Here is a 22148-nt window from a genome sequence, read left to right on the forward strand (position 1 = left end):
CGAGCCATCGAGCCGCTTCTCACGGATTCCGTCATTGAATCCGATCAGCTGAGGGAATCCGTCACAGCGGGAGATTGTCGCGGAGGCGGATCACCGCGGTGACGATCGCCGCGGATTGGATGGCGACCAGGTGCGGAACCGGGATGGGCCGGCCGGGGGCGTTGGTTTCGATGTCCGCGCACCACTTCTCGAAGATGGCGGCGAAGTGGGTGCGTTCGGCGGCGACCTCGGCGGACGGGTGGTCGCGGGATTGCTCGTCCAGCAGACGCAGGAGCATGCCGCCGGCCCGGAGCCGGGCCACGCCGACCCAGACGTAGTCTTCGATGAAGATGTCGCCGAGGGTGGCGGGACGGGCAGCGGTGGCGGAGCGTTTGGCGGTGGCGTTGCCGCGCAGGGCGCGCACGGTGTCGGCGAGTGCCCGTTCGAAGGGGCTGCGGCCGGTCAGCCGGTCGGCCAGCCGGTCCAGGACGCGCTGCACGAGATCCGCGATTTCCTCGTAAGCGGTTGCGGTGGAACACAATGCGCTCGCCATGGAGAGTCCGCTGGGCGCGTTGTCGGTGACCCGGCAGTCGACCCACAGTGGCAATTCGCAGACCAGCAGGGCGGTCGCGTGCGCGGCCGCGTAGTCGCGGACGCCGGCGCCGTACATCATTGCCAACGGCTCGACGCCCTCGGCCGCAAGGGTTTCGGCGATGCGCTGGAACGACGGCAGCTCGAAAACTCCCGGGGCCCAGGTTTTGGCGCCGGGAATGTCGGCCGCGCCCGCGTGGATCGGCACGCCGGTGGCGGTGAGCTGGTCGGTGAGTTCGGACCAGTAGTCGCGGTCGCCGCCGGTGGTGTAGAAGAATCCGCCGCCGAAATCGGCGTTGTGCAGGGAAACGATCAGCGCGGGGCGGGTCCGATCGATCAGGCGCATCAGGGCCAGGGTTTCCGGCAGCGGCGTGCCGACCGGGTTGCCGCGCCAACTGGTCGGGAAGCACCATTCCGGCTGCTCGGCGGCGGGCGGGCGGTAGAAGCCGCGCGCGACGCCGGCTCTGGTGCGCGCCCCGGCGAACCAGCCTTCGTTGAGCCGCGTGCCGTCGGGATCCAGGCACAGCACGAAATGCCAAGTGGTGCCGAGTGTTTCCGCGTCATCCGCGGTGAGCCTGCCCAGTAGATGGCGGATCGTCGCCATCCCGATCGGTTCGTTCGGGTGCGGGTTCCCGATGACGACCACCTGTCTGGCACCCGATCCGACCCGGACCGCGCGGATCGGATCACCCCCGCGCGATCTGCCGATCTCGGTGACCGCCACCCGATCCGGCATCGCGGCGACCAATTCATCGACGTAGGAACTCAATTCGTCCACCGTCGGAAACGAGTCGGCCGACTCGACCACACCGACGATCGCACGCACCTGATCCACCACCGAAACCTCATCCTCCGCGCCCTCCTCAATAGTGGGCTCGGCGGGCCCGCTGGGGGCCGGTTTGTGCTCCCGAGAGCGGATTCCATCGGATCGGTACCCCTCCCACCATCCGATGACCGAACCAATACCGCCTAGCGGGGGACCGGGAAGGAGGGTGGCGCGTCGGCCTTCGCGGTGCCGAAATCCGGGCCGGGCTCCGCACCCATGGTGAAATCGAGCCGGCCGCCGGAGAGCGCGAACGATTCCGGCAGCCACGCCTTGGTGGTGTTCTCGCCGTTCACCCGCAACGCGTGAACGTAAGGGGCGGGATCGGTCTCGGCGTCGGCGGTGATGGTGAACTGCTCACCGGACGAACGCCGGATCTCGGCCCGGGGGAACGCCGGGCCGTGCACGAAAAGTTCGGCGCGGCCGGGGATTACCGGATAGAGCCCGAGCGAGGCCCAGACGTACCAGGCCGACATGGTGCCCAGATCGTCGTTGCCGACCAGTCCGTTCGGCGTCGGCGCGAACAATGTGCCGAGTGCCTGGCTGACCACGTCCTGGGTGCGTTTGGGCAGCCCCGCCCACGCGTACAACCACGGCGTCTGCAGGGTCGGCTCGTTGCCGAGGTAGGCGTAGGGCTCGTGCGGACCCGCGTTCAATTCGGTGAAGAAGGTGTCCAGCCGTTTGATCGCCGCCCCGTCGCCGCCCATCAGGTCGAAGAGCGCGCGAACGTCGTGGAACGTCATCCAATGATATTGCGCGCCATTGCCTTCCACGTATCCCTCGGTGTCGGCCGGGTTGTACAACGGGTTGAACAGGCCCTGGGCGGACCGTGGTTGCAGCCAGCCGGTGCGCGGGTTGAACAGGTGCTGCCAGCTGTGCGCGCTGCGCAGGAACTTCGCGTTGACCTCGGTGTTGCCGAGCCGCTGGGCCAGCTGCGAGATGCCGAAGTCGGCCATGTTGTACTCGAGGGTGTCGGAGACCTGGCCGGGCACCCAGCCGAGCCGCTGGTATTCGGCATTGCTGGGGCGCTCGGTGTAACCGGCCTTCTCGCCGATGCGTTCGGCGCCGGCGACCATCGAGGCGAGCGCGCCGTCGGCGTCGAAATCGCGCGCGCCGAACGCGTACGCGCTGGCCACGACCGAGTGGTACGGGTCGCCGTTCATCACCCCGGTGATGGTGTTCTGATGCGACCAGCGGTCCCATACGTCGCCGAGGACGTGCGCGTTGTCGTACATCGATTGGGCGATGTCGGAGGCCACGTCGGGCGCCAGCCACGCGAGCAGCTGGGCCTCGCTGCGGTAGATGTCCCAGCCGGAGAAGGTGGCGTAGTAGTGGTGACCGGGCCGTACCTGGTGGGTCTGACCGTCGAACCCGGTGTAGTCGCCGTCGACGTCGTCGAAGATGTACGGCTGCAAAAAGACGTGGTAGAGCGCGGAATAGAAGGTTTGCAGCCGCTTCTGGTCGCCGCCGGTCACCTGGATCTGATCGAATCTGCGCTGCCACGCGTCGAGCGCGTTCCCGCGGACGGCGTCGAAATCCTGCGCGCCGATCTCGGCGGCGAGGTTGCGGCGGGCGCCGTCGACGCTGACGTAGGACAGCCCGGTGCGCATCTGCACCGGCTGAGCGGAATCGAATTGCAGGAAGAGTCCGGTGCCGAGGCCGTTGCTCGCGATATCGCCGGAATTCGTGCGGCGGGTGGGGGCCGCGCCGCCGGTCGCGGTCGCGCCCGGCCTGATGACGTCGTCTTTCCACGCGCCGGAGGCGGTGATCTTGCGGTCGAAGGTGGCGTGGAAGTAGACCCGGTAGCGGGTGCGCGCGCCACAGAATCCGCCGGTCAGCGCCCAGCCGGAGACGGTGTTGCCGTCGATGGTGATCTCGGAGTCGTCGACGCCGTTGACCGATCCGGTGACGTCGAGCAGCAGCGTGCCCGGCTTGTTCTTCGGGAAGGTGAAGCGGGCGACGCCGGCCCTGGTCGACGCGGTCAGCTCGGTCTGCACGCCGCTGTCGGTGGTGACGCGGTAGTAGCCGGGATCGGCCTGCTCGTTCGCGTGATCGAAGGTCTGCACGTAGCCCGCGCCGTCGACGGCCGGGGAGCGGCCGATGATCCCGGGCACCGGCAGCACCGGAAAGTCTTGTGCGCCGGTGCAACCGGGACCGGAGATGTGCGTCATCGAGAACCCGTAGAGCCGGTTGTCCTCGTACTTGTATCCGCCGCCCGCGGTGCGCACCGTATCCGGGCTCCACTGCATCATCCCGAACGGCGTCACCGCGCCGGGAAACGTCATCCCCGCACCGCCGCCGTGTCCGAAATCGGGGCCGCCGTCCTGCGTGCCGACGAATGGATTCACGTATCTACTGGAATCAGCCACAGTCTCAGCGTGCGCCGCAACGGGAACCAGGGGAAGCAACAAAGGAACAACAATGCCGACAAGACGGCGACGCGACATACCTCTCCTCGACGAGCGTCCGACAACGTTGCCCCGGTGCGTGCCCATCCTGGCAGGATGCCGCAGGGCGGGAGCGCCCGACACGCCGCTGATCAGTGCTTTTGTGGTCGCGGCCGACGGCGACGGGGACGGTCCGTGCAGTAGGACTTCAGTGGGAGGCGTCTCGGTTTTCGGTGGCCGCGATGCGGGTAGCGCCGGTGTATGGACCTTTCGGAATGTTTCGAATGGCGGGGCCGGCGGATCGCGTGGGGGAGTGTCGGGCGGGGACCGGCCGTCGTGCTTTGTCACGGGACGCCGTTCTCTTCGGTGCTGTGGCATCCGTTCGCCGAGGCGTTGAGTCGCGACTTCACCGTGTATGTCTGGGATATGCCTGGGTATGGGCAGTCGTCGAAGCGGCCCGAGGATGCGGTCGACTTCGGTAGTCAGGCTTCGGCGTTCGCGGCGTTGCTCGAACACTGGGGGCTCGAGCGTCCGCATGTCATCGCGCACGACTTCGGTGGTGCGGTGTCGTTGCGCGCGCATCTGGTGGAGCGGGTGCCGTATCGGTCGCTGATGCTCCTCGATGTCGTCGCGATTCCGCCGAGTGGGTCGCCGTTCTTCCGGTTCGTGCAGGAGCATCCGGACCTGCTGGGGCAGCTTCCCGCCTACATTCACGCGGCGCTCGTGCGGGCCTATATCCAGGGTGCGAGTCATCGTGGGCTGCGCGATGACGACCTCGACGCGTTGGTCGCGCCGTGGACCGGAGACGAGGGGCAGCCGGCCTTCTATCGCCAAATCGCCGACTACGACGAGCGTTTCCTGGTGGAGAACGAGCAGCGACTCGGCGGGATCGACATTCCGGTTCGAGTGCTCTGGGGCAGCGAGGACACGTGGATCCCCGCTGCCCAAGGCCGGCGAATCGCCGACCTCATTCCCGGCGCGACGTTCCGGTTGATCGGTGGGTCGGGGCATCTGATGCACTACGACGCCCCGATTCCGCTGACCGACGAGATCCGCGGCTGGCTTTGATCAGAGCAGCCACGGGTTCATCGTGCAGACCGGCGCCGGGTGGGTGGCCGGGTCGAGTGCGCGCAGTGCGAGGGAGACCGCGCGCGGGGAGTAGAGCATCGAGTTGTGGTCGGAGATGTCCTGGGCGCATCCGTCCTGGAGGAGGACATCGTCGACCGTCGCGCCCGGTCCCGCGGCGAGGTAGGTGCGGGTGAACGGGCTGGAGACCTCGTCGTAGCGGTCGGCGACGATGGTGTAGTCGACGCCGGGCATTGTGTCGCCGCCCTCGTTGAGCGCGGTGAGCACCGGCGAGCCGATGAGCTGCTGGATGCCGGCGTGGCCGATCAGTGCCTCGGTCGGGGTCGAAAGGTCAAGTCCCATGGTGTTTTCGAAGACTCCGAGCAGGCTGCCCAGACCGCTGAGGGTGGTGCCGTGGTTGGTGGCGCCGTAGGTGATCAGCTTCTTCACCTTGTTGGTCACGGGGTCGTCGGCGTTCGCGCCGCCCTCGAATTTCAGGTACTGGCGTGCCACTACACCGCCCTGGGAGTGGCCGATCATGTCGACCTGGCCGGCGCCGGTGGCCGTGCGGACCCGATCGACGAAGGTCGCGAGTTGTTTCGCGGAGTCCTCGATGTAGCCGGTGGCGCCGATGGTCGGCTGGTTGAGTCCGGCGCCGGCGACGTTCGCGCGACCGTAGTTGAAGGTGAACACGCAGTAGCCCGCCTCGGCGAGCTGCGGGGACATGTAGGAGTAGGCGCCGAACGCGCTGGCCCAGGTTCCGTGCACCAGCACGACCGGGCGCGGGTGGGCGTCGTCGGGTTTGCAGGCCCAGTTGTTCGAGCCTTGCGGTGCGACGTCCGGGTTGACCAGGCCGTAGGCGAAGGCCGCGGCCTCGTCGGTCAGTACCGGGCCGTATCCGACGGTGTCGGCGGAGTGCGTCGCCGAGCCCGGATCCCCAACGGCCACCGCGGCATTGAGCCCTAATCCGGCAATCGCGGCTGCCATCATCGCCGCGGCCATGCGCGACGAACGGAGGATGCTTCTCATTTGCTGGTTCCTAGCAAGCGGGGTGCTGTGGCACAGGTGTATGGGAGGTGACTGCTCGGGTGAGACAGAAACTGGTCGTACGACCAGTTGAGGGGAGAGTAGAGGAGATTCGCTGGAAATTAGCCGTGACTACTTTCACGCTGCGATCGCTCGGGGTGGCGCGAACGAGTTCACCCCTGGTCGGCTGGCGGATTCCGGCCCCGGATCAGGTGTCTACTCACCGACAGTTCACCCAGCGTTTCACCAGTTCAGCAGTGTCGAACACCCGTTGTTGCGGACCCTGCCCGACCGACCGCACCTCGCCCGGGATCCGCGCTCCCGCCCGGGATCCGCAGGCGGAAACAGGACCGTGGAGTGGGTGTGGAGCTGGGGTTCGGGTGCGGATCTTGCTCGCGTTCACGATCGTGTGAAGTGCCGCCGAGCGGTGTGTGAGTACGTAGGGTGGGTGCGTGCACCAGGATGATCGGCTAGTTCTCGCCTCTTCGTTCGGAACCGCGGCGGCGGCGTATGCCGAGCATCGCCCGGACTATGCGCAGGCCGCGGTGCGGTGGGCGCGGGCGGGTGCTCCCGGGCCGCGGGTGCTGGACCTCGGGGCGGGCACGGGGAAGCTGACTGCCACGTTGCTCGACTCGGGTGCTGAAGTTGTTGCGGTCGAGCCGGATTCGGCGATGCTGGCGGAATTGCGTCAGGCCTTGCCCGGCGTCCGTGCGCTTGGCGGCAGCGCCGAGTCGATTCCGCTCCCGGACGCGTCCGTCGATGCCGTATTGGCAGGCAATGCCATGCACTGGTTCGACATGGATGTCGCGGGACCCGAGATTGCCCGGGTTCTGGCCCCCGGCGGGGTCCTCGCCGGTCTGTGGAACGTGATGGACGACGGCGTCGACTGGGTTGCCGAGCTCGCGCGGATCAGCGGGAGCGCGGCGATCGGTCCACGGGATACTCCGGCCAGTTGGCGAGCGGAGACGGCCGAGATGTATCTCCCGAAGTCGGGTGCGGCCGCGCGGTTCGGTTCGCCGGAGCAAGCCGAGTTCGCCCACGGTCAGGTTCGCACCGCCGACTCACTCGTCGCGACGCTGGCGACGCGGGCGGGCATGTTGGTCATGCCGGACCGGGAACGAGGCGCCGCGCTGGATCGAATTCGTGCGTTTCTCGCCGGCCGACCGGAGACCGCTCGCGGTGAATTCACGCTTCCGATGCTGACCTGCGTGCTGCGTGTCCGGCGACTGTGAATGCTGCCGATGGCTTGGAGCCCGCACTACGACAATGACGTTGCGGGAACGGGTAGCCGACTGCGGGGCCTATCCGCGTGACGGCGGCATCGGTTCGCCGGAGGCCGCACCGGACCGGGTCGAATATTCAGCTGGCTCGATGGTGAATCGGCCGAACCCCGGCGAGGGCGCGCAGGGCGTCGGCGCGGGAGATGGGTTGGTCGTCGGCCAGGGCGGCGAGTTCTACGGCGAGCCACTCGCGGATGAGTTCGCTCATGGAGACGCCGCGGGCTTGGGCCTCGGCCTTGATGGATTGGTCCATGTCGAGGGGGATGCGCAGGGATCTGACCACCATGATGTCTTCGCCGGGCGCCATCGGGGCCGGTACGTCGGCCTCGCGTACCGGTGCGTCGTCGAAGACGAGGCTGTCCATCAACTCGTCCACGCCCTGCGGGGTGGTGGGAAATGTGTTGTCGCCCATCACTGATTCTCCTGTTCCCACTTTTCGAACTCGGTCAGCTGCTCCGGGCTCATCGGTCGGGCGGCGACGATCTGCCACTGCCAGGCCTCGGCCTGGCGCAGGCCGACGATCAGCGGGCGACCCGCGGCCGTACGGCCCCAGATCGTCAGCATCTCCATACCGGCCGTGCCACGTCCGCGCCGCGGCCACCGTCGCTGCTTGGTCAGCACCTGCGTCACCTCGTTCGGAGAGATCCCGATGAGCATGTCCAACGCCCAATCAGGCCACTCGAAACCCACACCTCGCATAATACGCGCGTATTACGCCTGATGGCTATAGGTGGGCAGGCTAACGGTGAGTCGCTGGTAGAAGTGGACCCGTGATCTATGCCGACGTTCCGCTGACCGAGGAGATTCAGGCCGCAGTGGCGGCCGAATGGGGATTCAAGGGCGACGGTGTGCGCCAGTACGGGGGTGAGGAGTCCGCCGCCTACCGGGTCGGCGAGGTGGTCGTGCGGATCGGGGCGATGGATCGGGACCCGGCGGAAGTGGAGTGGTGCAACGCGATTGCCGTTGCGGCCGCGCGGGCGGTGCCGGAAGCGGTTGCGCCGCTGCCACGTTCGGACGGGTCGACGGTCGAGGTGGTGGCGGGGCGGCCGATCACCGTGTGGCCGCTGATCGAAGGGCAGTGGGCGAGTAGCGAGGATCCGGTGCAGGTTGCCGAGGCGGCCGCGCTGCTGGCGCGCGTGCATCGCGCGCTGACCGGCTTTCGGCCTGCGCCGCGGCCCCAGCGGTCGTTTCTGGAGATCGGGCTCGACGGGTCGCCGTCCGCGGAATTGCCCGACCCCGATCTGGACCATTGGCTGCGCGAGTTCAGCGAGTCCGCCCGCTCGCACCCGTTGCACGGCGACTACTACGAGGGCAATCTGCTCGCCCGCGACGGGCACGTCACCGCGGTGCTCGACTGGGACGAGGCGTTGATCGGCCCGCCGGAGGTCGAGTTGGCTTCCGCCGCACTGGAATTCGCCGACGTGCTCGGAAGTGATCTGACCGGTGCGCGACGATTCGTCGATGATTACCACGCCGCGGGCGGCACCGCCGGGCAGCTGGACGACCTCGCCCTCGCGCAGTTGATGCGGCACCGGTTGCGCAGGGAGGCAGTGTATTTCGGCATCGCGGTCGGTCGCGGCGTCCAGCACGACCAGGACGACCTGGAGTACCACCGGCAGCGGATGGAGACCTTTCATCTACTGCGCCCGTAATTGACGGCTGGAGCAGGTAAAACTCCAACATTCAACGGTTATCGACGCATCCGGAGAACCGACCGCCAATTATGTAGGGGCGGTAAGAGTTTCCGGATTTTCCCCACTTCTATTGGGGAGTCGCGCGCGGGTATAGACACCTTACAGTGAGAGCCATCCGATCCCCGCCCTTTGTGAGGCATCTCATGTACAAGAAATCAGTCACGCTCGGTGCTGCACTATTCGCGCTTGCTATTCCGCTGTCCGGCTCGCCGGCGTCTGGAATGCCGACCACCGATCGTGACATGCCCACCCCACCGGACAAGATTGTCATCGACGTCGCGACCGTCAATGGCACCGGCTGCCCGGCGGGAACCGCGGCCGTCGCGGTCTCACCCGACAATGAGGCCTTCACGGTCACCTACAGTCAATACACCGCCAAGGTCGGTGTCGGAGCCGGTCCGACCGAATTCCGGATGAACTGCCAGCTGAATCTGAAAGTGCATGTCCCGCAGGGCTTCACCTACGGCATCGCACAGGCCGACTACCGCGGCTTCGCCTCCCTGGCGAAGGGTGCGACCGCCCTGGAAAGGGCCCGCTACTACTTCCAGGGCAATTCACCCACCGACTACGTCGACCACAACCTCAAGGGCCCGTTCGGTGACGACTGGCAGTACACCGACTCCACCGAGGTCGGCGCGATCGTTTACCAGCCGTGCGGCGAGTTCCGCAATTTCAATATCAATACACAATTGCGCGTCGACGCAGGTACCTCGGATCCGAAAAAGACCACCAGCTTCATCACGATGGACTCCACGGACGGCAGTATTAAAACCACTTACCACTTCGCCTGGAAGAAGTGCCCTTAACGAATAACGCCGAACGGCGTAGATTTCCTGAATAGGCACGGTGATCGGGTGGGCGATTACCGGTCCGGCGAATTCGGCCGCTATCCGCAGAGCTATCTCCGGATAGCGGCCGTCGCGTGTCCGATCGGTCCGATGGACGGCCGGGGGTTGACGCGCGGGGAGAGTTGGTATCAGCGTTCGAGGTTCGTGACGGTGGGCCCAGCCGCTCAGGTCGTTGCGACGGGCAGCTGGTTCGGGCGATGTGCGGTCGGGGGTACGTCGGGGCGGGTTTGCCAGGGGTGAGGGCCGTCGAGGGGGCGATATTCGACGCCGAGGGCGTCCAGGCGGGGGAGGTGGTGGTCGCGTAGGCGGGACAGGAATTCGGGGTAGTCGCGGTCGGCGGAACTCCAGGCGAGTTCGGCGATGGCACACAGGCGGGGGAATGCGGCGTAGTCGACGCGGCGCACGGTATCCAGGTGTTCGCTCCACAGCTGGGCTTGCAGGCCGATGACCCGCGGATCGTCGAGCGGGGGTTCGTAGCGGTAGACGTCTTCGAGGGTGCGCAGGTAGCCGACCGGGATCGGTTCGTGGGGATGGTCGGACTGGCGGTGGTCCAGGTAGAAGTGATCCTCCGGGCACAGCACGACGTGGTGTCCCGCGGTCGCCGCGCGGGTGGCGGCGGTCGCGTCGCGCCACGCGCCGATCACCATGGGCGGCAGCGGGCCTGCGTCGAGCACCTCGTCCCAGCCGAAGGCGCGGCGGCCCCGGTCTGCCAGATACGTGGCGAGGTCGGCGACGAGGCGGCCGTGTTCCGGTGTCGCGCCGGGGACTTCGTCGCCGCCGATACCGATGACCTCCGAGGGGAAGATGGTCAGCACATGGTCGAAGACCCGGCGGAAGAAGTCGAGTGTGGTGGGCGTGGGCTTCAGCAGTGATGTGCTGATGCCCCAGGAAGTCCATACCTCCCAAGGGGTTTCGGCTTCGGGCCCGAGTTCGGGGTAGGCGGTGATGACGGCGCGGGCATGGCCGGGGACATCGATCTCCGGCACCACGGTGATCGACCGGCCGGCCGCGTACGCGACGATCTCGCGCAGGTCGCCGGTGGTGTAGAAGCCGCCGTGCGGGCGACCGTCGCGCTCGGGGCCGTCGTGCCTGCCGACCATCGAACCGGTCCGCCACGAGGCGATTTCGGTCAGCTTCGGGAAACCAGGGACCTCGAGGCGCCACCCTTGGTCGTCGGTGAGGTGCAGGTGCAGCACGTTGAGCTTGTGCGCGGACAGCAGATCGATGAACCGCAGTACCTCCGCCTTGGTGCGGAAATTGCGGGCGACGTCGAGCAGGCAACCGCGCCAACGGTATCGGGGATGGTCCTCGACGACGCCGCACGGCACGACCGCCGGGCCGGTGTCGATGGTCGCCGCCCGGAACGCGTTCGGCCCGGCGAGTTGGCGCAGCGTCTGTCGCGCGTGGGTCTGTCCGGCGTGATCCGCTGCGGTGAGCGTGATTCCGCCGGGGGTGATCTCCAGTCGGTAGCCCTCGGACGGCAGATCCGGATCGATACGCACGTCGGGTTCGGCGGGCCAGGCACACACGCCGGGCGCCGGGGTGACCTTGACGGGCCGTGGGAGCACAGTGTCGAAGCCTGGCATGTCAGCCTTTCACCGCCCCGCCGAGGCCGGAGACGAGCTTGCGTTGCACGAGCACGAACAGCACGAGCGCCGGAATGGTCATCAGGGTCGAGGCCGCCATCACCGCGCCCCAATCGGTGTCCTCGGGCTTGAAGAACACCAGGATCGCCTGCGGCAGCGTCTGATTCTCGGTCTTGGAGATGATGAACGTCTTGGCGAACAGGAAGTCGTTCCACGCGTGGATGAACGACAGCACGCTGACCGACACCAGCCCGGGGGCGACCAGCGGGAGCAGGATCTGCCAGGCGAACCGAAGCCGGCTCGCGCCATCGAGTTTCGCCGCCTCCTCCAGTTCGAACGGCACCGCAGCGACGAATCCGCGCAGCAACCAGATCGACAGCGGCAGGCTGAACACCAGATCCACCAAGATGATCGAGCCGAGTTCGTTGAGCCCCAACGCCGGAACGGTGCCGCCGATCGAGCGCATCAGGAAGAACAGCGGAATGGTCAGCGCCTCGACCGGAACCATCTGCGCCACCAGGATCATCACCAGCAGGACCGTCCGGCCGCGGAATCGGAAGCGGCTCAGCGCCACCGCGGACAGGAACGACAGCAGCAGCGAAAACAGCACCACCACAACGGCGATCAGCAAGCTGTTGAGGAAGAACCGCCCGAACCCGTTCATCGACAGCACCCGGGTGAAGCTGTCCAGGCTGGGCGCCAGCGTCCACGGTCTCGGGTCGGCCGACTGGATCTCACCCGGCGGTTTGAGCGCCGAGAGCGCCATCCAGTACAGCGGGAACGCGACGAATCCGGCGATCACCACGGTCATCACCTCGGCGATCAGGCGACCGGGCTTGCGCGGCGCGCGAAGCAAGGGTTTCACTGCCATGGCGTGCTCCTGCGCTGGGACCGGACGTAGAGGCCGGTGATGGACAACAGCAACAGCGTCATCAGGACTCCGATCGCGGAGCCGAGCCCGTATTCCTGCCCGGCGAAAGCCTTTTGGTAGGCGTAGACGTTGAGCACCAGGTTGCGCCCGGCGACGCCGCCGCCATTGGTCATGACATAGATCTGGGTGAATACCTTGAAGTCCCAGATGATCGACTGGATGGTCGCGATGAGCAGCAGTGGCCGCAGCATCGGCAGGATCACCGAGCGGGCCGAACGCCAGGTAGACGCGCCGTCGAGCGCTGCGGCCTCCAGCACCTCCTCCGGGATCGCCTTGATGCCCGCGTACATGGTCACCATCACGAACGGGAACGAACACCAGATCACCTCGGCGGCAACCAATCCGAACGCGCTCAGGGTGTCGAAGGTCCACGAGTGCCCGTCCATCGAACGGAGCCCGAGACCGGACAGCGCCTCGTTGACGATGCCGAAGTCGGCGTCGAACAGGAACAGCCAGACATAGGAACCGGCCATGGCGGGCGTCGCCCACGCGCCGAGCGCGGCGAGGAACAGCAGCATCCGCGGCACCGCGCGGACCCGGGTCGCGAGCACCGCCAGCGCGGTGCCGACCACGAGCCCGCCGATCACGCAGACCCCGCCGAACACGAAGGTATTGGCCAGCACGACCCAGAACTGGCTGTCCGACAGCAGTTCCCGGTAGTTGCCCAGGCCGATGAACTCCAGCGGCGCCGCGCCGGTGGCCTGCGCCTGGCCGTAGTCGAAGAACGAGATCAACACGATCTGATAGATCGGATAGATCAGTACGGCGGCCAGCAGGATCCCCGCCGGGGCGAGGTAGAGCCATGCGGTGAGGGTGTCCCGGCGGAGCCGACGCGGTTCCGGCGGCGTGCGCGGGGCCGGGGTCGGGACGGTCAGTTGCTGAATTGCCATGTGCGCCTACCTGAATGCCTTGTTCATCGCGGCGGCCGCCGCGTTCAACGCTGCCGACGGTTCCTTGGCGCCGGTGGCGATCTGCTGCACCGCCGTCGGCAGCAGATTCTGGCTGTCGATCTTCGACCAGGCCGGGGTGCTCGGCACGAACTTGGTTCCGGCCCTCAGTGATTCGACGAACGGGGCCAGGAACGGGTCGTTCGTCGCCAGCTTGTGCTGCACCCCGGACAGCGTCGGCAGATTGCCCATCGCCGCGTACATCTTCTCCTGATACTTTGCGCTGCCGAGCAATTCGACGAAGTCGACGGCCAGGCCGCGCCGCATGCCCGCGCGGAAGACGCCGAGCAGGTTGCCGCCGGCGAAAGCCGGTGCGACCGAGCCGGGTGTGGTGCCGGGCAGCGGTATCACCGCGTACTTGTCCTTGGACGCCCCCTGATCCATCGCCTTGCGGCTGAAGTCGCCGCCGATCGTCATCGCCGCCTTGCCGCCCGCGAACGCCTGCACGCTCTGGGTTCCGGTGAAGTCGGCGCACTGCGCGGGCGGGCAGATGTCGTCGTGGATCAGCTCCGTGTAGCGGGTGATCCCCTCCTTGGCCTTGTCCGAGTTGATCGTGGCGTTCCACATGGTGCCGTCGTTCTCGGCGAGCTCGCCACCGTGCGCCCAGAGGTACGGCAGCATCGCGTAGGTGTACTTGCCGCCGACCGAAATCCCGTACAGTTCGGGCTTTTTCGCGCGGATGCGCCGAGCGGTCTCGGTCACCTCGGCGAGCGTGGCCGGCGGGCGCAGGCCGAGTTCGGCGAAGATGTCGGTGCGGTAGTACAGCGCGCGGATACCCGTGTACCAGGGCAGCCCGTAGACCTTGCCGCCGGATTTCGCCGTTTCCAGCACCGACGGGTCCAGGTCCTTGCCCTCCGGCCAGGCCGCGAGATCGGCGCCGAGGTCGGCGAAGGCGCCGGTGACGGCGTAACCGGCGAGGTCGGTGTTGCCGAACTCGGCGAGGTCGGGGGCGCTGGCCGGGTCGTTGAACGCGCCGGCGAACTTCTCCGCGCGTGCGGCCACCGGCACCCACTGCACGTCGACCCGGACGTTCGGCCGGGTCGCCTCGAACTCCGCGATCGCCTCGTTGACCACCGCCTCCTTCGGTGCGCGGTTCGCCTCGTCGAACAGCCAGACGCGGACGGTGCCGGTCTTCTCGTCGCCGCCCGAGCCGGCCGGGCCGGACTGGACCGGCGCGCAGCCGGCGAGCAGGAACAGCGCGGCCCCGAGTGTGAGTGCGCGTCGCGCGGCCCCGCCTGGCCGGAATTCACGGTGCAGCATCAAGATTGTCGATCCATTCCATCGCGCGTTGCATATAATGCAACGTGTATTGCGTTGCGTGCCACAATGTTTAGCATCAAGCGGGGTCACATTCAATAGGCAGATGTGATGCGCGTCGCAACGCGTCCGGTCCGGTCATGGCGGGTCGGCGAAAGGTCTCGTCCGCAGCGCGCTCGGGGTTATCGTCTGAACGGGGGAGACGTCGGTTCGGCAGTCCGCGCCGCGCACGAGGAGGAGGCCGGACACTGCTGACCGTGATCGGTGCACCATTCAACTCCGCCGGCCGCGCCCGCGGAGTGAGAAACGCGCCCGCGCGGTGGCGAGCGGCCGGGCTGGTCGATGTATTACGCGGGCGGCGTGCCGACGTGTGTGACGCCGGGGACGTCGACATCGGGTCGCCGGTACCGTCGCGGGATCCGGTGAGTGGGCTGCTGGCGCAGCAGTCTCTCACTACCGCAACGGTTTCCGTGCACGCGGCGGTTGTCGCGAGTATCGCGGCAGGACAGTTCCCGCTGGTGCTGGGCGGGGACTGTCCGGTGCTGCTCGGCGCGTTGCGCGGTGCGCAAGACGTACTCGGTGATGTCGCGCTGGTTTTCGTGGACGGGCACGAGGACGCGTGGCCGCCGGATCGCAGCGTCACCGGCCACGCGGCCGAGTGCGAACTCGGGCTGGTGTTGGCCGGCGCCCACGGTCTGCCCGCGGAGGTGGCCGATCGGTTGCCTGTTCTCGATCCCACGCGGATCGTCGCCCTCGGTCCGCGCGACGCGTCCGAGCTGCGGGCGGCCGGTATCGCGTCGCTCGGGTCGACCATCGCGGTACTGACCGATCAGGAGTTGCGCGGAAAGGCCGCCGTCCCCACCGAGATCGCCGTCGGCCGCTTTCGCCGCCGCGGATACTCCTGGTGGTTGCATGTCGATCTGGATGTGTTGTCCACCGTTGCGCTGCCTGCCGTCGACCATCCGCAACCCGGCGGGCTGGATTGGTCAGACCTCGCGGCGATCACCGCCGCCGCTGTCCAACCCGGTTGCGTCGGAATGACATTGACGAGCTACAACCCCGATCTGGATGTCGATGGCCGGCATGCGCGGCGGATTGTCGACTACCTCGCCGAGGCGCTGGCCCCGGCCTGATTCGCCGATTCCGGTAACGGATAGGGCACGGAGGCCGATCATTCGCATGTGCGCGTTTACTGCCGACCGGTCCTGGGCGGGTTGGCAGCTCTGCTGCTCGTGATCATGGCCTTGTTCCTGATGCCCGAGAACGAACCGCCGATGCCCGCCACCGATCAGCAAGTGCGGACCTTGCCGTTCATCTCGACGCCGCCGACCTCGACCGGGAACGAAATGCCTTCCCCCGCAACCGAAAAGCCCGCACTCGGTCGCGAATAGTCGCTACGCCGTCGCCGGGTGCACGCGGTCCGCGCCGATCCGGTCGATGCGCTCGCGACCCCACACTCCGAGCGGTTCGAGTGCCCGGTTGAGTGCGACACCCGATGCGGTGAGCCGGTATTCGACGCGCGGCGGCACCTCGCGATAGATCTCCCTGGCGACGATCCCGTCCTCCTCCAGCTCCCGCAGCTGCTGGATCAGCATCTTCTCCGAGACGCCCGGCAGGCCGCGGCGCAGCTCTCCGGTCCGGCGGACGCCGTGCGTCGCCAGCTCCCACAGGATCAGCGACTTCCACTTGCCGCCGACCACGTCCATCGCCGCGTCGATACCGCAGAAGTATGGTCCGGATCTCTTTTCGCCCATGGCTCGACCTCGCTACCTGTTCACACACCCGTGGGTAAGTACCCGACCAAATAGTAGGTACTTGCCGGTGTCGCGGGCAAAGAGCAGCCTTGGTTTCAGCGCGCTGACCACCCTGTTCACTGACTTACCAAGGAGTTGACCCCGCAATGGCGGAAACCACGAACACCCCGGTGACGGTCCTCGGGCTCGGCGCGATGGGCCAGGCGCTGGCCGCGACGCTGGTGAAAGGCGGGCATCCGACGACGGTCTGGAACCGCACCCCCGGCAAGGATGCCGACCTTGTGGCCGCCGGTGCGGCCGGCGCCACCTCGGTCGCCGAGGCGGTCCAGGCCGGCGGGCCGATCATCGTCGTCCTGTTCGACCACGCCTCCGTACACGCCGCCCTCGACCCGGTGGCCGGCGAATTGTCCGGCAGGCAGGTCGTCAACCTGACCAGCACCACGCCAGGCGAGGCCCGCGAGCTGGCGACCTGGGCGGCCGCGCACGGCATCGACTATCTCGACGGTGGCATCATGGCCGTTCCGCCGATGATCGGGCAGCCCGGCGCGTCCATCCTCTACAGCGGCTCCCGCGCGGTCTACGACGAGCACCGCGAAACCTTCGAATTGCTCGCGGCCGCAGAGTATTTCGGCGACGACGCCGGACTGGCCTCGACCTACGACTTCGCGTTGCTCGCCAACATGTACACCATGTTCGCCGGCTTCATGCACGGTGCGGCCATGATGCGCTCGGTCGGCGTCTCGGCCGGCGCGTTCGCCGAGCGCGCCACCGCGTGGGTGACCGCCATGGCGCAGATGCTCCCCGCCTACGGCCGGATCATCGACGGCGGCGACTACACCCGGCCCATCCAATCCCTCGCGTTCCACAAGGCCGCCCTCGACGCGATCAATCGCGCCACCCGGGACGCCGGAGTCACCGTCGACTTCGTCGCCCCGATCAAGAACCTGATCGATCGTCAGGTAGCCGATGGTCACGGCGCTCGGGAATTCGCTCGCACCGTCGAGGAATTGGTCTGAACCGCGGCCGGCTCGCGTCGGTGCCGCACAACGGTTTCCGGGGCGAGCGGTCGGGGAATGGATCTCCGGGGTTGTGACACACCAATCGGTCTACTATGGTCCGAATGGACTGATCGGTTCACCGGGAAGAGTGACCAAAGGAGATTGCTCCATGTCCGACCGCACCGAGGGGTCCTGGCGACGCCCAACCCTCATCGCGACGCTCGTCGCCGCGTTCATCACCCAGAACTCGATCGCGCTGCCGTATGTGCGGCGCAACGGGCCGAAGTCGGCACTGGATTTCTTCGTCGGCGACATCTATAAAACGGTGCCCGGCCGGTTCGCCATGGTCGATCTCGGCTTCGTGGTTCTCGGCTTCCACACGTGGGCGTTCGCCGAAGCGCGGCGGCTGGGCATCGTGCGCTGGTGGGCCGCCTCGTTCCTGCTGACCTTCACGGTGGGTATCGCCACCGCGATCCCGTTCTTCCTGCTGGTCCGCGACTTCACGGACGATAAGGCGGGCGGGCCGGGTGCGGTCTAGCCGGTGAATCGGTACGTCGCGAGTATTCCTTTGTGGTCGCTGCACCACCGCGACGGTGATTCGGCGAAATTGTCCAGGGTCGTTTCCGGCTGGCGGGCGCCGCGCACGATGGACCCGCGTGGGCCGACTATGCCGACGGTGTCCAACTCCAAGCCGGTCTTGTGGGCGAAGACGAAGTCGACGCGGTCGCGTTCGTCGGCCTCCGGCGCCCAGGCGAGTTCGGCGACGTCCACCTCGGCGTTGTCCGAGGGCCAGGTGAGGCCGGGGTGGGTGACCGGATTGGGGTACATCGATCGGTAGGCATCGACGAACCCGGCTTCGTGCAGGAGCCGAGTGGACTCCCACGCCACCGCAACGCCGTTGTGGTCGAACAGGTTCGCGGTCGCGGGCGTCCAATCCAGCGCCGATGGCTCGTTCAGGTCGCCGGCCATGATGACCGAAGATCCTTGGGCTAGCTCGGTTTTCGCGTCGGCGAGAAAAGTGCCGATGACCTCGGGGCGGCCCGAGGCCGCGTTGACCCACTGGATCGTCGCGAGGTCGGTCACCGGGCCACACGGTATCTTCTCGAAGTTGTACTCGGCGAACTCATCTGGTGGCGGGACTCCCGGGCCATAACCGCGGGGCAGGTTCGAGGCGTACCAGCGGAACTCCAGGTGCGCCGAGTAAACGGTGAGGCGTTTGCCGTCGACGGTCAACCGCGCCTTGACCATCCAGCGCAGATCGGCGCTGTCCTCGATCGGGAACACGGTCAGAATGCCCGTGTCGGACGAGCTGACCGCGTTGAATTCGTATCCGCGCCGGGCCAATTCGGCCGCGACGGACGTGGTCGCGGTCGTCGCCTCGGACAGCAGCACGATCGACGCTCGGTTCGAGACGATTAGATCGGCGATCAGTTCGGTACCGCCCGCGACCTTGCTGCCGCTGTGCCATACGTTCAATGCGAGCACCCGTAGCTCTCGTCCCGCGGGGAGCTGGGCAGCCGGGGAACTCGACTCGTCCTCGTTTCGCGTCATCGATCCATCATGAACGCTTCAGTTGTCGCCGACGTGTCTGGTGCGGTAGAGCGTGGTGCGTGGTCGCGTCGTGGTTGATTGCGGGTTCAGGCGTGACGGTCTTTTTCGCGGTTCTGGTACTCCGGGGATGCTGTCGATTCGTCGTTAGGTCGGCGATGGCTACGGTGGTTGGTCGCTGGTTCGGGCGAGATGGTTGGCTTTCAGCGGTTTGATCTTCGGTGGATCGCCCGGCGATTTGTCGCCTGATTGCTCCTCGGGTCGGCTGTGCTGGTTGACCGTCGGTTCGGTTGTGACGGTTGGTTTTAGCGACTGCGATACCTCGGCGGAGCACGCCGATTTGTCGGCCGATCGATCGTCAGGTTGATGATGGCGTTGGTGGCCGACCGTCGGTTCGGGCGTGGCGGTCGGCTCTTAGGGGTTCTGGCATTCCGGGGATCGCCGCCGATTTGTCGCGCGATCGACCGTCGGGTCGGCGATGACTGTGGTGGCGGAGAGTTAGCTGTCGCTGTTTCAGGGCGGGTCTGGGTGGACGGTTGTCGGCTCGTCGGGCACCGTGGGGTGGCGCAGGGTTTTGCGAATGCGGCGAGACCGCAGGGGTAGTCCCACAGGTGGGGCGGGTTCGCGCTGATGATGGATCTCTCGTACAGCAACCAGTGGGCGAACTACTGCACGAGGCGATTGCGTTGTTTGTGCTCTAGATTCGGCACGTGTTTCCGAGTTCGAACGACCTCACTTCCACGGTGCTCATCCTGGGTGCGGGCCCGGCGGGTCTGGTGCTGGCCAATATCTTGCAGGCCGCGGGGGTGGAGTCCATCGTGCTGGAGCGGCGAAGCCGCGTGCAGGTGCAGCGCCGGGCCAGGGCCGGGTTCCTCGCGCCGGACAGCGTTGCGATCCTGCGTGCGCACGGCCTCGCCGCCGGGCTGGACGCCCGCGGCCACACCCACGACCGCTGCGAATTCCGCAGTCCCACAGGCTGTGTCGCCCTGCACTACAGCGAGCTCGGCAGTGGGCGGGTGCATACCGTCTATCCCCAGCAGGCTTTGGTCACCGATCTGATCGAGGAATACCTGCGCCGAGGCGGCACGCTCCGGTTCAGCACCACAGTCGAGCGGATCCACGGCATCCACACCGACCGCCCCACCGTCGCGGCCCGCGACCAGACCGGCCGCAAACTCCGGTTCACCGGCCGCTACCTGGCCGGATGCGACGGCGCGCGCGGAGTGGCGCGGACCGCGGTGCCGGCCCGAAGCGCGGCATACGACCACGGCATCACATGGCTCGCACTGCTGGCCCAGGCCCCGCCGACCGGTGACTCGATAATCTACGGCGTGCACGAGGCGGGCTTCGCCGGCCACATGCCGCGGACCGCCGACGTGACCCGCTACTACCTGCAATGTGATCCGGCCACCGATCCGGACCAGTGGAGCGAGCAGCGGATCTGGACCGAGCTGAACCGCCGGCTGTCCGCGTCCGGCACTCCCGCGCTGGTCACCGGACCGATCATCGAACGCAGTCTGGTGCGGCTGCGCTCGCAAATTCTGGACACACTCCAAGCCGGGCGGTTGTTCCTGGTCGGGGACGCCGCAACCTCGATCAGCCCATCCGCCGCCAAGGGCGCCAACCTGGCCATCGCCGGCGCCCAACTACTCGCCGAGGGCCTCATCGATGCCGTGCGGAACGCCGATGAGACTGCACTGCAACAGTATTCGGCACACCATCGACCACGCATCCGACGCGCCCAGGAATTCTCGCACTGGATGATCGACCTGCTTCATCCCCCCGCCTGCGACGAACCCGAGCGGACCTACCGGCGCGAACTGCAACAGGCGCGCCTGCACAATCTGGCCAGCTCGCGGGCTCACCAAGATATGTTCGCCGACAGCTACGTCGGCATCTGACCTTCGGGGTGCGATCCGTATGGAAGACCGTCGCTCCCATCCGCCCGGACTGTTCACAGCGGATCTGGAGCAAATGGGTGCGGCCGCCTCGTTTGCCCGCCGAGAGCCTGCTACTGGCGATGCCGTCCGAATCAGATCGGACGGCTCACAGCAGATTTGGAGCAACCGGGCGTGGTCGTCCCGTTCTTACACCGAGAGCATGCCGGCGGCGATACTGTCCGAGTTGACCGCTGGCGAACTCACCGCGATCACCGCCCGATGCTGCTTTCGGTCCTACCCGCGGCTGATTGCGGGAGAGGCGATTCGTTGACTGATCGCGGTGCGTAGGACCGATATCGCACCGCGGAGCACCAGTCCTGCCGCTACCACAGGCGCGAATATCAGCCACGGTGAGCATCGGTGGTAGTCGCAGTAGAACCGCAACGCGCTGCGATGGTGGCTGCGGATCTTGCGGAACGGCGCCGAGCGCATGCTGCCACCTTCGCGATGCCGGATCTCGACGGTCGGGTCCAGGACCACGCGCCACCCGGCGCGATGCATGTCCAGGGCCGCTTTCGTCTCCTCGAAGTACAGGAAATATCGGGTGTCGAGGCCGCCGATGGAGTCGAACGCGCTGCGGCGGAACAACATACAGCAACCAGAAATCCAGTCGACATCGCTCACCGTGGTGACGGGTGCACCGAAGTATCTGCGGGTCGCAGGGTTCCCCGGCCAGACCCCACCCAGCAGCGCATGGAGGGCCCCAACCGCGAGCGACGGGAACCGGCGACCGGTCGGGTAGGGGGTTCCGTCGAGCCGGGCGACCCGAGGTCCGATCATCCCGATCCGCTCGTCGCTCATCGCCGTCTCGACCAGCGCGGCGATCGACCCGGCCGCCAGCCTGGTGTCCGGGTTGGCCACCAAGATCCATCCGGCATCGGTAGCCGCAGCCCCCTGGTTGACCGCCGCAGCAAGCCCCACGTTCTCCCTGTTACGAATCACCCTACCGCCGAACTCCTCAACCAGTTCCACGCTCCTATCAGCGGAAACGTTGTCCACCCCGACCGCATCGAGCGCGAACGGCTCCACCGCCGCCGGTAGTGATTCCAAGAAAGCCGGCAGGTCTTCCGCACTCTGATACGTCACGAGAACGAGCCCAACGGTCCGATCATCGAAGCGAGACATGCGCGCGAACCTATCAAGCCCGCCACGATTGCCCCTACGCACCGCCCCCACACACCGAACCCTCCACAAAACACGTGGTCAACCCGCGATTTGGTCCACGCCGCCAGATCCTATAATCTTGCTGAGCACCACCGGTCCGGGTGGCGGAATGGCAGACGCGCTAGCTTGAGGTGCTAGTGCCCTTTAACGGGCGTGGGGGTTCAAGTCCCCCTCCGGACACAGTTGAAGCCGAAATCCCTTGCAATGCAAGGGATTTCGGCTTTTTTGTATTGATAGGGCGATTTGAACCCCAACGGACGGGCGGTCATTGCCCAATAGTGTGCCCGAAGGGCTCTCATGTGGGTAATGGGCTCAGCGGCCGCTGGGGTG

20 protein-coding genes and 1 tRNA gene are annotated in these 22148 nt (G+C 66.9%); 9 read left to right on the plus strand and 12 right to left on the minus strand.

From position 1 onward, the window contains the following. Positions 1-61: 61 nt before the first annotated feature. Entirely contained in the window at positions 62-1405 is a 1344-nt protein-coding gene (locus tag ACFYO1_RS11400; RefSeq protein ID WP_387229498.1) for a M14 family zinc carboxypeptidase, read from the minus strand. Positions 1406-1539: 134 nt separating this feature from the next. Beyond that, on the minus strand, positions 1540-3888 hold the full coding sequence (locus tag ACFYO1_RS11405; protein WP_387229500.1) for a GH92 family glycosyl hydrolase: 2349 nt from the start codon (positions 3886-3888) through the stop codon (positions 1540-1542). Positions 3889-4041: 153 nt separating this feature from the next. Between ACFYO1_RS11405 and ACFYO1_RS11410 the strand changes: the two genes are divergently transcribed. Then, positions 4042-4848: an alpha/beta fold hydrolase gene (locus tag ACFYO1_RS11410; RefSeq protein ID WP_387229503.1), complete on the plus strand. Its 807-nt coding sequence runs from the start codon at positions 4042-4044 to the stop codon at positions 4846-4848. Here ACFYO1_RS11410 and ACFYO1_RS11415 read toward each other — a convergent pair whose 3' ends face one another. Beyond that, complete coding sequence (locus ACFYO1_RS11415; protein ID WP_387229506.1) at positions 4849-5874, minus strand: esterase/lipase family protein; 1026 nt, start codon at positions 5872-5874, stop codon at positions 4849-4851. A gap of 449 nt (positions 5875-6323) precedes the next feature. Between ACFYO1_RS11415 and ACFYO1_RS11420 the strand changes: the two genes are divergently transcribed. Next, on the plus strand, positions 6324-7103 hold the full coding sequence (locus ACFYO1_RS11420; RefSeq protein WP_387229509.1) for a class I SAM-dependent methyltransferase: 780 nt from the start codon (positions 6324-6326) through the stop codon (positions 7101-7103). 127 nt (positions 7104-7230) lie between these two features. Here ACFYO1_RS11420 and ACFYO1_RS11425 read toward each other — a convergent pair whose 3' ends face one another. Together ACFYO1_RS11425 and ACFYO1_RS11430 are read right to left on the minus strand one after the other, a co-directional pair. Beyond that, a complete protein-coding gene (locus tag ACFYO1_RS11425) occupies positions 7231-7563 on the minus strand; it encodes a ribbon-helix-helix protein, CopG family (RefSeq protein WP_387229512.1) in 333 nt (110 codons plus the stop codon). Then, positions 7563-7841: a hypothetical protein gene (locus ACFYO1_RS11430; protein WP_387229514.1), complete on the minus strand. Its 279-nt coding sequence runs from the start codon at positions 7839-7841 to the stop codon at positions 7563-7565. Before ACFYO1_RS11430 ends, ACFYO1_RS11425 begins: the two co-directional genes overlap by 1 nt. 80 nt (positions 7842-7921) lie before the next feature. Here ACFYO1_RS11430 and ACFYO1_RS11435 point away from each other — a divergent pair, with 80 nt between their 5' ends. Both ACFYO1_RS11435 and ACFYO1_RS11440 read left to right on the plus strand, forming a co-directional pair. Then, positions 7922-8803 carry a phosphotransferase enzyme family protein gene (locus ACFYO1_RS11435; RefSeq protein WP_387229517.1) on the plus strand — a complete coding sequence of 294 codons (882 nt, stop codon included), beginning with the start codon at positions 7922-7924 and terminating at the stop codon, positions 8801-8803. A gap of 185 nt (positions 8804-8988) precedes the next feature. Then, entirely contained in the window at positions 8989-9651 is a 663-nt protein-coding gene (locus ACFYO1_RS11440; protein WP_387229519.1) for a DUF4360 domain-containing protein, read from the plus strand. A gap of 206 nt (positions 9652-9857) precedes the next feature. Here ACFYO1_RS11440 and ACFYO1_RS11445 read toward each other — a convergent pair whose 3' ends face one another. The 4 genes from ACFYO1_RS11445 to ACFYO1_RS11460 are packed head-to-tail and all read right to left on the minus strand — an operon-like array spanning position 9858 to position 14417. After that, positions 9858-11261 (minus strand): beta-N-acetylhexosaminidase, encoded by a 1404-nt coding sequence (locus ACFYO1_RS11445; protein WP_387229522.1) that lies wholly within the window; start codon positions 11259-11261, stop codon positions 9858-9860. A 19-nt stretch (positions 11262-11280) separates the two neighbouring features. Then, on the minus strand, positions 11281-12150 hold the full coding sequence (locus ACFYO1_RS11450; RefSeq protein ID WP_387229525.1) for a carbohydrate ABC transporter permease: 870 nt from the start codon (positions 12148-12150) through the stop codon (positions 11281-11283). After that, positions 12141-13100: a carbohydrate ABC transporter permease gene (locus ACFYO1_RS11455; RefSeq protein WP_387229527.1), complete on the minus strand. Its 960-nt coding sequence runs from the start codon at positions 13098-13100 to the stop codon at positions 12141-12143. The genes ACFYO1_RS11450 and ACFYO1_RS11455 overlap by 10 nt, the downstream gene beginning before the upstream one ends. Positions 13101-13106: 6 nt before the next feature. Continuing rightward, positions 13107-14417, minus strand: a complete 1311-nt coding sequence (locus tag ACFYO1_RS11460) for an extracellular solute-binding protein (protein ID WP_387229529.1) — start codon at positions 14415-14417, stop codon at positions 13107-13109. Between the two features lie 254 nt (positions 14418-14671). On the opposite strand from ACFYO1_RS11460, the gene ACFYO1_RS11465 reads away from it, so the two are divergent. Continuing rightward, positions 14672-15547 (plus strand): arginase family protein, encoded by an 876-nt coding sequence (locus ACFYO1_RS11465; protein WP_387229530.1) that lies wholly within the window; start codon positions 14672-14674, stop codon positions 15545-15547. Positions 15548-15808: 261 nt separating this feature from the next. On the opposite strand, the gene ACFYO1_RS11470 is transcribed toward ACFYO1_RS11465, so the two are convergent. Then, positions 15809-16168: a winged helix-turn-helix transcriptional regulator gene (locus ACFYO1_RS11470; protein ID WP_387229532.1), complete on the minus strand. Its 360-nt coding sequence runs from the start codon at positions 16166-16168 to the stop codon at positions 15809-15811. Between the two features lie 146 nt (positions 16169-16314). On the opposite strand from ACFYO1_RS11470, the gene ACFYO1_RS11475 reads away from it, so the two are divergent. Both ACFYO1_RS11475 and ACFYO1_RS11480 read left to right on the plus strand, forming a co-directional pair. Next, on the plus strand, positions 16315-17184 hold the full coding sequence (locus ACFYO1_RS11475; protein ID WP_387229534.1) for an NAD(P)-dependent oxidoreductase: 870 nt from the start codon (positions 16315-16317) through the stop codon (positions 17182-17184). Positions 17185-17335: 151 nt separating this feature from the next. Then, positions 17336-17704, plus strand: a complete 369-nt coding sequence (locus ACFYO1_RS11480; RefSeq protein ID WP_387229535.1) for a DUF2834 domain-containing protein — start codon at positions 17336-17338, stop codon at positions 17702-17704. Here ACFYO1_RS11480 and ACFYO1_RS11485 read toward each other — a convergent pair. Next, complete coding sequence (locus ACFYO1_RS11485; protein WP_387229537.1) at positions 17701-18717, minus strand: endonuclease/exonuclease/phosphatase family protein; 1017 nt, start codon at positions 18715-18717, stop codon at positions 17701-17703. The two genes, ACFYO1_RS11480 and ACFYO1_RS11485, sit on opposite strands and share 4 nt — an antisense overlap. A gap of 707 nt (positions 18718-19424) precedes the next feature. Between ACFYO1_RS11485 and ACFYO1_RS11490 the strand changes: the two genes are divergently transcribed. Beyond that, entirely contained in the window at positions 19425-20615 is a 1191-nt protein-coding gene (locus ACFYO1_RS11490) for a 4-hydroxybenzoate 3-monooxygenase (protein WP_387229539.1), read from the plus strand. Between the two features lie 273 nt (positions 20616-20888). Here ACFYO1_RS11490 and ACFYO1_RS11495 read toward each other — a convergent pair whose 3' ends face one another. After that, positions 20889-21830, minus strand: a complete 942-nt coding sequence (locus ACFYO1_RS11495; RefSeq protein ID WP_387229541.1) for a glycosyltransferase — start codon at positions 21828-21830, stop codon at positions 20889-20891. An 83-nt stretch (positions 21831-21913) separates the two neighbouring features. Here ACFYO1_RS11495 and ACFYO1_RS11500 point away from each other — a divergent pair. Beyond that, positions 21914-21998: transfer RNA gene (locus ACFYO1_RS11500), tRNA-Leu, on the plus strand. The last annotated feature ends 150 nt before the right edge of the window (positions 21999-22148 follow it).

This window comes from Nocardia sp. NPDC006044 (assembly GCF_042871115.1).
GTDB lineage: Bacteria > Actinomycetota > Actinomycetes > Mycobacteriales > Mycobacteriaceae > Nocardia.